The following is a 15,347-nucleotide window of genomic DNA, read 5'->3' on the forward strand; positions in this document are numbered from 1 at the left end:
GGAAATAGAAGAATTTCTGTCTGAAGGAGTGCAGCCATTTTCCAAAAGGATGCACATATCCGTTACGCAAAGCAGCGCCCGTCCGTCAAAACGAACATTCTTTAATGCCCCATCAAATCACCTCAATCTAATTAATTTAAATACTTTCATTATAGAAAGAGTTAATCATTCAGTCAAACAGCTTACGGCACCTTAAATCCGGAAAATTGCTTGTAAAGGATCAGTTTGAGCTAATAATTAGCTGTTTTTGACTGTTTTCTCTACTTTATTGTAACATATTATAGAATATTCAGAAAACTGATGGCCGTTTCATAAAAAAATTGGTCCGTTTCATTATTTTTTTGATGGTACAAACATATTCTATAGAAACCAAGACAAGTTTTAAATGCAAGAATTAAAGGGGGTGGCAGCCATGAAAATCATGGAACGGATGGCAGCGATCATTGCCGGCAGCATGCTTGTAGGTGTGGGAATCAATTTTTTTCTGATACCTTATCATTTATTGGATGGCGGCATGATAGGGATTGGGCTGATTTTTCATTACTATATAGGACTTCCGACAGGACTGGGTGTGATTTTGAGCAGCATTCCATTATATATATATGCTTGGTACTTTGAAAAAAAATTATTCCTGAACAGCTTGCATGGCTTGCTTTTTTCCTCTTTATGCATCGATATTTTTTCCGACGCTGTCACAGGATGGAACCTTCCCATTTATGTAAGTGCGATAATCGGGGGAGGGTTGATTGGACTTGGCATCGGTTTAATGCTTCGGTATGGGACCTCTACAGGCGGAACCGATATGTTGGCACAGATCCTTTCCAGGAAAAGTGGACTCAATGTAGGTCTGCTGATTTTTTTCATTGATGGGTGTGTACTGCTTTGCGGATTGAGCGTTGTGGGGACTTCAATCTTTTTATATTCATTTTTAACGATCATCGCGGTAGCCATGCTGACTTCAGTCACCGTAATGCGAACTATTTGATTTAAAATTATGTATAAAAATCTGGAAAAAGGAAAGGATGGGCAATATGAAGAGGACAGAGTTTTAGTCTAATAAATAGTAAAGGGAAGTTCATATGAAAAAACTTTATATGTGTACTGCGTTGTTAGTTATGTTGGCAGGGTGTCAAGAGTCTGAAATGCCAGAGGATAAGGAAGTTAACAGTGCTGTTCCAGAATCGATGGATGCATCAATTGTCATTAAAGGGAAAGTGGAGCCTGGAAAAGAAGTCATTCTTGAAACGACAGTGAAACAGGGAAGCCAATTGGTGAATGAAGCTGATGAGGTGCTGTTTGAAGTGAGAAAGTCCGGACAGGATAAACGGGAAATGCTTGAAGCTAAGAATACTGGAAGTGGCATGTATCAAGTGATGCATACTTTTGAGGAACAAGGCAAATATATTGTAGTGTCCCATGTAACGGCTAAAGGCCTTCATGTAATGCCTGAAAAAGAAGTTGTCGTTCCAGGACATGAAAGTGAAGGTGCATCGGTTCATCCTAGTACGGATGTATCTATCGGGTTTCAAAGTAACCCTGTAAAGGCAGGAAACAGTTCGAACTTTGAAGCGACGGTTGAATTGAATGGGAAGCCACTGACAAATGCAGATGTGAATTTCGAGGTGTGGAAGGAAGGCAGCGAAGAGAGTCATTTCACCAAAGCTGAAGAAGATGGGAATGGAACATATCTAAATAAGGTATCTTTCGAAGAAGCGGGAACCTATAAGGTCCAGGTCCATGTTGAAAAAGACGAAGTACATGAACACCAACTGCAAACCATTCATGTCAATTGATTGTTTTTTGGATCGAATCGTTTAAACAGGTTTTATTACTTCGTTAAATGGGAAGTTAAAGGATAACGGTACAGCAGAAAAGGAGGGTAAGCATGAATAATCAAATAATCAACAAGTATAAAGATCTCGGGATTCATATTGAAAAAACGAAATCACGGCAGGAGATTTTCACTAATGTTTCACAAAATGATTCATCCTTACTCACTACCGCTGTTTTTTCTCAAATTTCCCAAAAAGGGGAGCTAAAAGAATATTGATGTAAACAGACCGGAGTACATAACAGCTGGTCTTTTTTTGTGCAATCCTGAATGTGGTGCATTGTGAAACTGGATATGAAAAATCGAATAGAACGTTATGAGCTGAATAGGATAGAAGGACAAACAATTTGAAATTAGCGGTAAGGGGAGTCCGATAGCATGATATCACAGCTTATTATGACGATATTGAATTGGTTTGCGGAAATGGGCTATATGGGGATTTTATTGGGGCTGATGGTTGAAATCATCCCGAGTGAGCTTGTTCTTGGATACGGTGGTTATGTGGTCGGCCTGGGGAAAATGAATTTTTGGGGAGCTGTTCTTGCCGGTGTGGCAGGCGGGACGATGGCACAATTATTTCTCTATTGGGCGGGGTATTACGGAGGAAGGCCCTTTCTCTTGAAATATGGAAAATATATTCTAATTAAAGAAAATCATATTGTACATGCTGAAGAGTGGTTTAAGCGGTATGGTGTGGGCGTGGTTTTTACGGCTCGATTCATTCCGGTTGTTCGCCATGCCATTTCCATCCCTGCCGGAATTGCGAGGATGTCCGTATGGAAGTTTATATTTTATACGGTTGCGGCTGTCATACCTTGGACCATATTGTTCCTGACCTTAGGAAGGATTCTCGGCGAGAATTGGCAGCAAATCCGGGAAATAACAGAACCTTATCTTACACCGGCTGCTGGTTTTTCCTTTACCCTCATCATGCTGTATATCTTATGGAAAAAAAAGAGCACACCTCCAATCGTAACGGTCAAAAAAATGGGACGGTTTCCCGATAAATGAACAAATCGTAAAAAACAGCCACGTAAAATAACCTTTTACGTGGCTGTTTTTGATCATTAACCTTGGGTAAGATCCTCTTCAAGAGGAAGATGTACGACCTTTTTTGTGACTTCGATGGAGCGGATGGCGTGATCTTCCATTTCAATCACTTTAAAGCAGAATCCGTCTTTTTCCATGATGTCCCCTACCTTCACATCATAGTTTTCCGTAAGGACCCATCCTCCTATCGTATCGACATCATCTTCTTCCAAGTGAATGCCAAGTAGATCATTCACTTCCTTTACAAGAAGTTTAGAGTCTAAAATATAATGTCCTTCTTTAATTTTCCTGATTGAGGCAACTTCATCGATATCGAATTCATCACGGATTTCCCCAACGATTTCCTCGAGGATATCCTCGACTGTGACAAGTCCGGAAGTTCCGCCGTATTCATCCATCAAAATAGCCATATGAATGCGTTCTTTTTGCATTTTTAACAGCAAATCGTGAATTGGTATATTTTCCATTACCCGAATGATCGGACGAGCGTAATTTTCAATCGCTTTGATATGGATTTCCCGGTTCTTGATAAGATCCGAAAAAACTTCCTTTAAGTTCACTAGGCCGATGACATGGTCTTTATCACCTTCGACAACAGGATATCGGGTGTATTTTTCCAATTTGGCCACATCGACGAATTCCTGTACCGTTTCATCCTTGGATATGGTCATGATTTCTGTCCGTGGAACCATGATTTCCTTGGCAACTCGATCATCGAATTCAAAGATGTTATTTACATATTTAAATTCCGACTGATTAATCTCCCCGCTTTTATAGCTATCTGACAGGATGAAACGCAATTCTTCTTCCGTATGGGCTATTTCGCTTTCGGATGCTGGCTTAAAGCCAAATAATCCGACAACGAATCGGGAAGAATGATTCAAGGCCCAGATGAAGGGAAAGGCTATCTTATGGAAAAAAATCAGCGGGCCGGCAATTGCCAAGGTCACTTGCTCAGCCTTTTGGATGGCAACCGTCTTTGGAGCCAATTCACCTACAACCACATTCAGGAACGTAATCAGGGAAAATGAAATGACAAATGTCAGAATGCTTGTAACTTCTTGTGGGATATTCAAGGCATTGAATAAGGGCCCAACCAATTTAAGGACGGTCGGTTGTCCTAGCCACCCCAGTCCAAGGGCAGTAACGGTAATTCCTAGCTGTGTCGCGGATAGGTATTCATCAAGATCGGATGTAACCTTCTTTGCCGCAATGGCTTTTTTGTTTCCTTCTTCAATCAGTTGATCGATCCTGGAGCTGCGAACCCTTATGATCGAAAATTCCGAAGCTACAAAAAAGGCTGTTAAAGCAATTAAAATAATGACAAATAAAAAACTTAATATGTCCAATTAGTGTGGGACTTTATTGAATCGTCAGATGTGCCGAACGATTTAATTATCCCAGTCACCTCCCAAAACCAATAATGAATGAAATGATATTAGTATATAAAATGTTAGATGGAAAAATAATTCGCTATCTTGTATGAAATCTGGTTTTTATTTTCAATCTATAGGATCATTCACCTCGATCAGTAGTGGAACCTTCCTATTAGTATAAGTAACTGGACGTCAATCAGTCAAAAATTTCACACTAAAAGCCTAAGGAAAAAAGGATATTTATCCATTATTTAGTTTTTAATTGTATGGAAAAGGTCGTTAGGAAATCGGTAGAGTGACAGGATAATGTTCCTTGATGCTTTAAAACGATTTCTTTACAGACGAATAATCCCAATCCCGTTCCTCTTTTTTTTGTGGTGATGAATGGCTCAAAAATATTCGGCAGGACGTCGTCAGGTATCTTCGGCCCATTATTCGATATATTTAAAGTAAGAATGCCGGGTGGCGATTCAGAGCCTGAAATGTAAATGGATGGGGAAGGCATCCCTGCAACCACATCAAGAGCATTTAATATAATATTTAGTAAAACCTGACGGAATTCTTCTTTAGAACCCGAAATTACGGCATCCTCGGCAATATTGCATGTAATGGAAGCATTAACTTCCAAAATGCTGGGATATAAAAATTCGATCACCTCATTCACAAGCTGAGCAATGGAAAATAGATCAGGTTGTGTTGTTGAAGTCTCCTTTTTGGAAATATTAAGAAATTGCGTGATCCGGTAATTGAGCTGATCCAATTCCTTTGAAATGATATCAAGGTACTTTATCTCAGGTTGTTCTGCCTGTAATAATTGTATGAATCCCATGATGGAAGTCAGTGGATTTCTGAATTCATGGACAAAGCTCGAGGTCATTTGGCCAAGGAGCGTCAAACGGTCTTTATGGTTTGGGCTTATGAATTGATAGCGTTCTTCAAGTTCCATCGTTTTCAATTCGGTATAATGGGATAATGCAAAATGAATGAGTTTATCGAAGTAAACGTTTACCCGTTTTATTAGAGCCGATATTTCTTCTTTGTGTGCTCCGGAATTCAAAATGTGCTCTATGATGACGGATCTCCCGATGGTTGCAGTGGAAAAGAAATTTTCCATATCCAATTGCTTAGTAACGCGATCAGCCGCAATTTTTTCCCCTACGACCTTCAGTACATCGTCTATGTCAGTATCCGATTTTCCAACCTGATCCATTAGCAAATTAAAAATATTTTCCACTTCTCCTTTAAAATACCCCAGATATCCGTCCGGTAAATGCAGCAACTCATCTTTCCATTTGGAAATGATACTGTTTTTTTGAGAAGATAAAAAGTGAATGGTCATTTCTCGATTAGATACCATTTTGCCCTCCATACTGTAGGAAAATGAATTTACTTTTGACCCAGAAAGTGCTTTATTTGAATAAAATTACAAAATATCAAAATAATTACAACTTGTTTTCATGATAACAGATTACTGTTCTTTTAACATGTGTCAATTGGATAAATATTCGGCAATCAATCAATAAATACCTTTTTTTGACACAGTTTTATTACAGTAATTACAGGAATAAATAACAAAAAAAGGTATCCGTAAAGTTAATGACGGTTACCTTTTTTATGAAATGCATATGGTTCGATGTGTACGATCACATGCTGGATATTATATTCCTTCAAAAGATTTTCTTCGATTCTAACTGTAATATCATGACCTTGAATGACGGTCAAAAGAGGGTTGACATGAACGGTAGTTTCGAGCAGGATTTCACTTCCGTGCATCCGGGCTTTAATTTCACTCATGTCTTTAACACCCTCTGTCAATATAATGGTTTGTCCGATCTTTTGCAGGAGCTGCTCGTCGAAACCATCGGTTAAAGAGATGGAAGCATCACGAAAGATATCCCAGGCCGTTTTGCATATGATGACCCCAACGACTGCTGCAGCTATCGCATCCAGCCAAGGGATTCCCACCTTAGTACCGATGATTCCAATGAAAGCACCAACACTGACAAGGGCATCGGAACGATTATCCTGAGCAACGGCATAGATGGAAGAGCTGTTGATTTTTTTACTTAATGTAAGGTTATAACGGTAGATTCCGTACATGAAGATTGCAGAGAATAGAGCGACATAACCGGTCAGCATACTGGGAACGGTTGTTGAATCTTGGTGAAAGAAGGATTCAATGGCACTGAATACAACCTGAAGGCCCACTGTGATCATGATGAAGGCAGCTACCAATGACGCTACGGTTTCCGCCCGTAAATGACCATATGAATGATTATCATCAGGAGGTCTCTTTGAAATTTTCAAACCAATCAAAACGGCTATGGAAGCGATGATGTCGGTCGTATTATTTAAACCATCAGCCCAAAGCCCTTTAGAATCACCGAAATAACCAAATGACAATTTAAGAGCAGACAAGAATATATAAGCGGCTATGCTTATGTAGGCGCCTTTTTCAGCTGATATCGAATGTTTATCCATGTCCATTCCCTCCCCAATGTAAATTAGGCTTAATAAAGATACCAAATCAAACCTTAGTGAGTCTACAGAAAAATTGTCATATTTAGCCATCTAACTTGGTTTTCAGCAGGTGTATTGAAAGTCTGTAAAGATGTTGGATAAACGAAATGATATTTACATGATGGTAAAATGTGAATTCGATGACATGTACAGTTTCTTTAATTCTCATTTAAAGAAACTAATAGTATATTCTAACCGTTGATCGAAAATTAAATACTTCCACAAGGGGAGCCTAAAGACTGAGAGTGAACGGTTCTGATTCAGGCATTTTGAACCTGATAGTCAGCACTGATGCAGGATGTGGTTTGGGCAACAATTAGCAACCCGGTGTCTTTCGGCTGCTCCGAATGTAATACTGAAAAAATCCTATTAACAAAAAGGCCGGATTCTATATGAATCCGGCCTTTTTCGGAGAATGTATGACTCGAACCAATAGGGAAAAACCCGCTCATTCTTCATTTTGCAATGAATACCGAACATGGTGCGTTTTTCGCAATGGAACTACTTGTACTGCCAAGGAAGAATTTTTCCAAACCGCTTTTATCGCTATTGCCGACAACGATAAGATCAGCTGAAGTTCTCGCTGCAAAGTCACATACGCTATCTGGCGCATATCCTTCCAATAGTTCGAATTTTCCCGTCACTTGACATTCACTTAATAATCTCAACGTATTACTTTCTGCGTTCTGAATACTATTCTCGAGGGGTGAAGGGGTGTCATTTACCTTTTGATTTCTTGGCTGGTCAACTTCAACAACAGGATGTGTCTGGACTGGATCCACATAAAATCCGGCAGAGGGCACGAACCCCGGCGCGGAGGCGTTACCGATGATACGCTGTTCAACCTTATCATTTAGGACATGAACTACGGTCAACTCAGCTTTTGGAAAGGCCTTTTTCAATGTTGCTCCATATTCGACGGCCCGTTTACTTTCTTCATTTCCATCAAAAGCGACGACAATATGTTTTAAGTCTTTCATTACTATCATCTCTCCCCTTTATAAGAACTTAATAGCGTTATACCCGCTTTTAAATGGCTTCACGCCTTTAATCGGTATATAGATTGCCTTTTACGGGTAAAGGATAGATACGAGCATAGTTAAAATGGTAGGATGAAAATGGTCCTTCAGTTAATTGGCATGCTCAGACGATGAAGGGTTATCATCTGTAAGGATGCCGATTCACGTGTAAAGTGCTACAAGAAAAGAGCGCCTTTTATTCAATCGACGAGTTTTCTTTAACAAAAAGGGTAAAATATTTTTAATGAAACATGTCGCAGATGGAAAAATGGGGGTACAAATGAGAGGGTTAGTGAAATTAGGTCTAATTATAATATTGGCGATTGCGGTTTTAGGCGCCGGTTCACTATTGTATTTCAAGCAGGGTGCTGATATAAGTCATCTTGAAAATAGTCTTCAGCAACCGACAGGGATCTATGATCTGGATGGGAATCTAGCCAGTACGATCACGGCAAATAAATCCGAGGGCGTTGCGATAGATGAAATACCGGAACATATGAAACAAGCGGTGGTTTCCATTGAGGATCACCGTTTTTATGAACATCACGGCATAGATTATCAAGGGATCATGCGGGCTTTGGTTAAAAATGCGAAGGCTGGAAGTGTTGTTGAAGGCGGGAGCACGCTCACCCAGCAGCTTGTGAAAATCACGATGCTGGAATCAGATCGAACACTGAAGAGAAAGATAGAAGAGTTTTTTCTAGCCCAGGAAGTTGAAAATCAATATACAAAAGATGAAATCCTGGAAATGTATTTGAATCAAGTTTATTTTGGCCATGGGGCATGGGGAATCAAAAAGGCTGCAAATATTTATTTTTCCAAAGAGGTCTCTGAATTGACCGTTGCCGAGGGAGCTTTGCTTGCGGGAGTCATTAACTTGCCATCCAAACTTGATCCATACAAGAATTTGGACGGTGCAGTGAAGCGGCGTGATTTGGTTCTTTCGCGAATGGCGGAACATGGTTATTTGACGAAAGATGAAGAAGCGGCCGCAAAAAAAGATTCGGTGACACTTCTTATGGGGGAGAAGGAAACCGATCCATTAAGAGGTAAGTATCCTTATTATGTCGATCATGTTTTATCGGAAGCATCGAGTAAATATGGAATTAAGCTTGAGGAGCTGCTTTCAAAGGGGTATAAAATTTACACGACCCTGGACCAGTCCATGCAGCAGGCTACAGAAACCGTGTATGAGAATCCAGCCAATTTTCCGGTTGGAACGAGTACAGAGGAACTGGTTCAAAGCGGGTCTGTCCTTCTTGATCCTGAAACGGGCGGCATAAAAGCACTTGTCGGCGGGAGAGGTGAACACCAATTCATGGGATATAACCGGGCAACCCAACTGACAAGGTCTCCTGGTTCATCCATTAAACCGCTTGTCGTTTACACGCCGGCTGTTGAAGAGGGATATGATATCACTGACCCTTTAAAGGATGAAAAAATGAGCTTCGGTGAATATGAGCCAACAAACCTGAGTGGTCAATATAAAGGAGAAGTCCCCATGTATGAAGCGGTGATGAATTCCTTGAATGTACCGACGGTTTGGCTATTGAATGAGATTGGCATCGATAGGGGGCTTGATTCACTTAAGCGGTTTGGGATTCCATATGACAAGGATGATCGAAACCTGTCTATCGCTTTAGGAGGGATGAAAAAAGGTGTGTCCCCGCTGCAGATGGCAGGAGCCTTTTCCGCTTTCGCCAACGAAGGGGAACGGATGGAAACCCACGCCATTGTAAGGATAGAAAATGCCGATGGAAAAGAGGTTGCCGCCTGGAAAGAGAAAAGCACCAAAGTGACCTCTGTAGGCGCCGTCGACAAAATGAATGCCATGCTGCTTGGAACAGTGGAATATGGCACAGCGAAAAACGCGGCTGTTTCCGGTTATGAAATAGCAGGTAAAACAGGATCTACACAAGTTCCCATCGAAGGAGTATCAGGGGTTAAAGATCAATGGTTCATCGGTTATTCACCTTCGCTGGTCGGTGCTGTTTGGGCGGGATATGATAAGACGGACGCAAAACATTATCTAACGACACACAGCAGTCAGGGAAGTGCACTCATCTTTCAAAAAATAATGTCGAAAGCCTTACAGAATCAAGCTGCTCAATCTTTTAAAGCTCAAGATATCGGTCCGCTTATAGCAGAACAACAGGCACTTATAGCTGAGCAACAGGAGAAGGAAGAAGAGGAGAAGAGGAGACAATATTGGATTGACAAAGGAAATGAAATACGGGAAGGCTTGAATAAATGGAGGGACTGGGAGGTTCCGTGGTGATTCCCAGGTACGGGAGCATGATCAAGCCTTTCTGAATCAAATCAACAAAAAAAGACTGTCAATCATTGACAGTCTTTCATCATTCTTAAAAAATGAGATTTGCTATTATGCCGATTACGACGATTGCGCCTATCACCATTAAAATGGTTCTCATATAAATACACCCTCTTCAAAAAGTAGTTGGAATCATTTAAATATTTACGGTTTGGTTCGATTGGAAACGAAATGCACTTTCATCATTTTCTTTACAAATAGCCTGTACTTTTTCAAGCATGGCGTGTACATTCTCGCCTTCAAGTATGACTTTCATGGTTGCACACTCTTGAAGAATGAGCACAAAGGATACGAAAGTCGAAAGTTTCTTGGCATCGACCAATTTATGGTTGCAGATAAAATATATATTTCCTTTAAATTCTTTTGTAACTTGATATAGGTTCATGATTTGTCGCATGGATAATCTTTTATTTGTTTGAATGTCAGAAGAAATCACTTTATTCATGTCGTTTACTCCTTTTGTTTTTATACTTTTGGAAAAGCATAATCAAGATGTCAATTCAGCTACAACGTTTAAAAATGAACAAGTATGTTTTGGACTTTTTTATGTAATTGTTAGCGGGTCATGTTGTATATTTACCCGAGTGAAAGATTTTGAAACCTATTTGAAAATTTCAATTTTTTAAGGGGGAACGAACAATGCTCACACTTATTAAAAATGGGGAGCTTTATGGTCCGGAATATATGGGCCAAAAAGATATCCTCTTGGTTGGAAAGCAAATTGGCTTCATTGAGGACAAGATTGATGTACCTGCCAATTTCGTTGAAATGATAGTGATTGATGCGAGTGGTCAAATTGTGGCTCCGGGTTTTATAGATGCTCACGTACATATTATCGGCGGAGGCGGGGAAGGGGGCTTTAAAACGAGGACACCTGAAATCCAATTAACAGATGCCACTTTAGCGGGTATAACGACATTGGTAGGGGTCATCGGCACAGATGGAACGACAAGGACGATGCCTGCACTTCTCGCTAAAGCGAAAGCGCTTGAAGAAGAAGGAATTAGCTGCTTCGTTCAGACTGGTTCGTATCAAGTTCCAGTCAAGACGTTAACCGGTAAGATCGAGGATGATTTGATTCTTGTGGATAAAATTATTGGTGTTGGCGAAATAGCCATTGCCGATCACCGTTCTTCGCAGCCGACTGCAGCCGAACTCGCTAAGCTGGCCTCGCAGGCACGTAATGGAGGTCTGTTATCAGGGAAAAGCGGTATAGTAAACATACATGTCGGCGACAGTCTAGATCATTTGCATGTAATTGAAGAAGTTGTCGAAACAACGGAAATTCCGATCACTCAGTTCTACCCTACACATATAAACCGAAATCCGCATTTATTCAATGCAGGGGTGGAATATGCAAAAAAGGGGGGGTATATAGATTTTACGACAAGTACAATCCAGAAATTCCTCGAAGAAGGAGAGGTCAAAGCAAGTACAGCAATTAAAATGGCTCTAGAAGAAGGCGTTGAAATCGGACAGATCACCATAACTTCAGATGGGCAAGCCAGCCTGCCTGACTTCGATGGAAGCGGCAACCTGCGTGGTTTGAACATTGGTACATGCATGTCCTTATATGAATGTGTTGTCGATGCGGTGCTCGAGGATGGAGTGACAATTGCCGATGCCCTACGAGTTGTGACGGAAAACCCGGCAAACATTTTAAAGCTTTCTGCAAAGGGAAAGCTTTCGGTAGGTAAGGACGCGGATATCATCATGATGAATCAACGAACTTTAGAAATAAATAGTGTTATCGCGATGGGGCAGATGATGGTCAAAGATGGCCATGCTGTCGTTAAAGGAACATTTGAAAAATAGACCTTTTCTACCTTTGGGTGCAATTCCCGTTGCGGGTCCTACCCCATCCTGAAATGCAAAAAGGGTAACATTGATCTAATTTCGGATCCCTGAAAGAGGGTATGTGTAATGATTTTTTTCAACTTCATACACTCGACTTCCGCGGGCGGGCGGGAGCCTCCTCGGCGCGCCTGCGGGCTCTCCCTTGACGCGCTTTTCCCGCAGGAGTCTCGTACCTTCCGTTGCAATCACCTTTGTTTTAATTAGATAGAGCCCTTTTGTTTACAAAACTAGATAATAATTGTTTGCCGACAGCTTTTTCGTGGGTTTGTAAAATGGGAACGTTGATTTCAACTTCATGCACTCGCTTTCCGCGGGCGGGCGGGAGCCTCCTCGGCGCGCCTGCGGGGTCTCCTATGCCACGCTTTTCCCGCAGGAGTCTCGCGCCTTCCGTTCCAATCACCTTTGTGTTATTTAAAAAAAATGCTGGCTCGTCTTATTCCGAACCATGTTTAATTGACTAGTTTATCCTTCATGTTTTTTCTTGTACTCCTTAATGGATGGAAGAAATTTGCGACACTCCTGCCGAAAAACTGGCTAGCCGAGACCCCACAGACGCTTGCGTCGAGGAGGCTTGGCAGCCAGTCGGCGGAAAGGGAGCGGGTTTCTGAAATCATAAGCAATGTTTTCTAGAAAAAACTGCAGGCTGGTCTATTCCGAACCAAGTTTTAGACTAGTTTATCCTTTAAGTTTTTCACCTGTAATCCTCATTGGATGGAAGAAATATGCGACACTCCTGCCGAAAAACTGGCTAGCCGAGGCCCCGCAGGCGCTTGCTTTGATGTGGCTTGGCAGGCAGTCGGCGGAAAGGGATGCGGATTTCTGAAATTAACTGTCTGTTGAAAAAAACGTAGGCAACTGATTTCTTGGAGTTTTTATACAGCCTAAGACCCATATATTATATAATGGGTCTTTTTTGTGCTGGATACTTTTGGGATGAAGGTTCTAAATCTGTCGGGAGCATATCACATTTTGAAGGTAATCATTATGAAATTTCCCATTAAAGGCTCTCATTTTCAAAATGAAGGTGAAGTATCAGAAAACATCTTCTAAATAAAGGTAATATGTAAAAAATTCATTCTATTTAACATATTATTAAAAACATGGATGTATTATCCTTTTATATAAGGAAATGTAGTTTATGAAACAGCATTTAATCACAGACAGAAAGATTAATAAAAACATTTTGGGCTGTTATTTCATGACTGTTCAAAACCTAGGTAAGTTTGCGAAACAAATCTATCTTAAGGGGAGAAATGAAATGGAAAAGACGGGAAACCCAATAATGAAAGCGCATTCAAGCGGAGTTGAGCCGGAAATGTTTCGTGTATTGACTTCTGATGGGGAAATCATTGAAGCGATTGATGGAAAAATCGATAAATCACTTATGTTAAAGATGTATGAGAGCATGCTCCTGCTCAGAACATTTGACCGAAAATCAATTAATCTCCAGCGCCAAGGCAGGATCGGGACTTATGCACCTTTCGAAGGGCAGGAAGCGTCCCAAGCAGGAAGCGCTTTGGCATTGTCGGCAGGGGACTGGATGTTTCCCACATACCGTGATCATGGAGCGGCAATCATTCATGGACAGGAATTATACCGTGTTTTCCTATACTGGATGGCGCATTTTGATGGTTCGATTTGTCCAGAAGGAAAAAGGATATTGCCTCCAAGTGTTCCAATTGCCACTCAAATGGTTCATGCAGTTGGAACGGCTTGGGCAAGTAAGCTTAAAGGCGAAAAGAATGTTAGCATCGCCTATTTTGGCGATGGAGCGACTTCTGAAGGGGACTTTCATGAAGCACTGAATTTTGCCGGCGTTTATAAAACCCCGACAATCTTTTTCTGCCAAAATAATGGCTACGCAATCAGTGTCCCTTTTGAAAAGCAATCGGCATCAAAAACAATATCCCAGCGTGCTGCTGCTTATGACATCCATGGGGTGCGGGTGGATGGGAATGATATTTTTGCCGTATGGATGACTGTAAAGGAGGCTGTCGAAAGAGCGCTTAAAGGGGAAGGGCCTACATTAATCGAAGCCATTACCTTTCGCTATGGCGCCCATACTACTGCAGACAATCCGAACATATATCGCGATCAGGACGAAATTTCAACGTTCTGGAGGGAAAACCGCGATCCCATTACACGCCTTAGAAAGTATTTGAATAAAGAGGGTCATTGGAATGAAGAGCAGGAAGAATTGGTGTTAAAGCAATTCAACGAACTGATCGATGCCCACCTTAAAAAGGCCGAAGCGTATCCGAAATCCGACCCGCTCGAAATGTTTAACCATGTATATGCAGAGGAGACATGGCATCTTAAGGAACAGAAGCAGGAATTGAACCAAATCTTAAGGAAAGGCGGGAAGAAATGATGGGCAAAAATTTAACGATGCTCCAGGCTATTACGGAAGCGCTGGACCAAATGCTGGGTCATGATGATCGCGTGATGATCTTGGGTGAGGATATTGGCGTGAATGGCGGGGTTTTTCGAGCGACGGAAGGACTTTATGAGAAGTATGGAAAAGATCGAGTTGTGGATACGCCATTAGCTGAATCCGGAATCATCGGCTCTGCCATTGGTTTGGCTCTTAACGGAATGCTGCCCATAGTGGAGATCCAGTTTCTCGCCTTTATTTATCCGGGGTTCGAGCAGCTCGTTTCCCATGCTGCCCGTATGAGGTATCGTACTCGTGGGCAATTTGGGGTGCCCATCGTAATCCGTACGCCATATGGTGCCGGAATCAGGGGTCCTGAACTTCATTCCGAAAGTGTCGAAACCTTCTTTGCCCATACTCCGGGTTTAAAGGTGGTTGCACCCAGTAATCCATATGACGCAAAAGGGCTGCTCATTTCAGCGCTCGAAGATCCAGATCCAGTGATTTTTTTGGAACCGACTAAATTGTATCGGGCTTTTAAGGAAGAAGTTCCAGACGAAAGGTACCGAATACCAATCGGTCAAGCAAAAGTGGTCCAGGAGGGAAGCGACCTGACCATTTTTGCATGGGGGGCCATGTTAAGGGAGGCATTGAATGCCGCGAAAAAGATTGAAGCAGAAAAAGGCTGGAAGTGTGAAGTGGTCGATCTTAGAACTTTATACCCTTTAGATAGGGATTCGATCGTGCAATCCATTAAAAAGACAGGTCGTGCATTAATCGTCCATGAAGCCCACAAGACTGCCGGTCTAGGTGCGGAGATTATCTCCATCATTAATGATGAAGCTCTTATTTACCTGAAAGCGCCGATTAAGCGTGTAACAGGATTTGATGTACCGGTTCCGCCGTTTACAATAGAAGATCATTATTTACCGACTGTTGAACGTGTAAAAAAAGGAATTGTCGAAACGATATCATTTTAATGATTAAG

13 protein-coding genes are annotated in these 15,347 nt (G+C 41.5%); 8 read left to right on the forward strand and 5 right to left on the reverse strand.

Features of this window, described 5'->3' with window-relative positions:
- The first annotated feature begins 412 nt into the window (after positions 1–412).
- The 4 genes from MKX49_RS03750 to MKX49_RS03765 all read left to right on the forward strand — a co-directional run bounded on the left by MKX49_RS03750 (position 413) and on the right by MKX49_RS03765 (position 2,842).
- Entirely contained in the window at positions 413–985 is a 573-nt protein-coding gene (locus MKX49_RS03750; protein ID WP_048678063.1) for a YitT family protein, read from the forward strand.
- Positions 986–1,079: 94 nt separating this feature from the next.
- Positions 1,080–1,793, forward strand: a complete 714-nt coding sequence (locus tag MKX49_RS03755) for a FixH family protein (protein ID WP_053534025.1) — start codon at positions 1,080–1,082, stop codon at positions 1,791–1,793.
- A gap of 92 nt (positions 1,794–1,885) precedes the next feature.
- Positions 1,886–2,050 carry a hypothetical protein gene (locus MKX49_RS03760; RefSeq protein WP_156319568.1) on the forward strand — a complete coding sequence of 55 codons (165 nt, stop codon included), beginning with the start codon at positions 1,886–1,888 and terminating at the stop codon, positions 2,048–2,050.
- Between the two features lie 162 nt (positions 2,051–2,212).
- Complete coding sequence (locus MKX49_RS03765) at positions 2,213–2,842, forward strand: DedA family protein (protein WP_340878461.1); 630 nt, start codon at positions 2,213–2,215, stop codon at positions 2,840–2,842.
- A 56-nt stretch (positions 2,843–2,898) separates the two neighbouring features.
- Here MKX49_RS03765 and MKX49_RS03770 read toward each other — a convergent pair whose 3' ends face one another.
- The 4 genes from MKX49_RS03770 to MKX49_RS03785 form a co-directional block, all read right to left on the reverse strand.
- Entirely contained in the window at positions 2,899–4,230 is a 1,332-nt protein-coding gene (locus MKX49_RS03770) for a hemolysin family protein (RefSeq protein ID WP_096339913.1), read from the reverse strand.
- Between the two features lie 274 nt (positions 4,231–4,504).
- Complete coding sequence (locus MKX49_RS03775; protein WP_034314825.1) at positions 4,505–5,614, reverse strand: sensor histidine kinase; 1,110 nt, start codon at positions 5,612–5,614, stop codon at positions 4,505–4,507.
- 236 nt (positions 5,615–5,850) lie between these two features.
- Positions 5,851–6,738, reverse strand: a complete 888-nt coding sequence (locus tag MKX49_RS03780; protein ID WP_340875080.1) for a cation diffusion facilitator family transporter — start codon at positions 6,736–6,738, stop codon at positions 5,851–5,853.
- Between the two features lie 494 nt (positions 6,739–7,232).
- Positions 7,233–7,757, reverse strand: a complete 525-nt coding sequence (locus MKX49_RS03785) for a universal stress protein (RefSeq protein WP_340875082.1) — start codon at positions 7,755–7,757, stop codon at positions 7,233–7,235.
- A gap of 319 nt (positions 7,758–8,076) precedes the next feature.
- Here MKX49_RS03785 and MKX49_RS03790 point away from each other — a divergent pair, with 319 nt between their 5' ends.
- Positions 8,077–10,074: a transglycosylase domain-containing protein gene (locus MKX49_RS03790; RefSeq protein ID WP_340875085.1), complete on the forward strand. Its 1,998-nt coding sequence runs from the start codon at positions 8,077–8,079 to the stop codon at positions 10,072–10,074.
- Positions 10,075–10,264: 190 nt separating this feature from the next.
- Here MKX49_RS03790 and MKX49_RS03795 read toward each other — a convergent pair whose 3' ends face one another.
- The gene (locus tag MKX49_RS03795) at positions 10,265–10,573 is read right to left on the reverse strand and encodes a hypothetical protein (protein WP_034314818.1); all 309 of its coding nucleotides are present in this window, start codon (positions 10,571–10,573) and stop codon (positions 10,265–10,267) included.
- Positions 10,574–10,767: 194 nt separating this feature from the next.
- On the opposite strand from MKX49_RS03795, the gene iadA reads away from it, so the two are divergent.
- The 3 genes from iadA to MKX49_RS03810 all read left to right on the forward strand — a co-directional run bounded on the left by iadA (position 10,768) and on the right by MKX49_RS03810 (position 15,339).
- A complete protein-coding gene (gene iadA / locus MKX49_RS03800; protein WP_340875087.1) occupies positions 10,768–11,943 on the forward strand; it encodes a beta-aspartyl-peptidase in 1,176 nt (391 codons plus the stop codon).
- Positions 11,944–13,243: 1,300 nt separating this feature from the next.
- Entirely contained in the window at positions 13,244–14,356 is a 1,113-nt protein-coding gene (gene pdhA, locus MKX49_RS03805) for a pyruvate dehydrogenase (acetyl-transferring) E1 component subunit alpha (protein WP_340875090.1), read from the forward strand.
- Positions 14,356–15,339, forward strand: a complete 984-nt coding sequence (locus MKX49_RS03810) for an alpha-ketoacid dehydrogenase subunit beta (protein WP_340878463.1) — start codon at positions 14,356–14,358, stop codon at positions 15,337–15,339. The genes pdhA and MKX49_RS03810 overlap by 1 nt, the downstream gene beginning before the upstream one ends.
- The last annotated feature ends 8 nt before the right edge of the window (positions 15,340–15,347 follow it).

Source organism: Peribacillus sp. FSL M8-0224 (assembly GCF_038003055.1).
GTDB lineage: Bacteria > Bacillota > Bacilli > Bacillales > DSM-1321 > Peribacillus > Peribacillus frigoritolerans.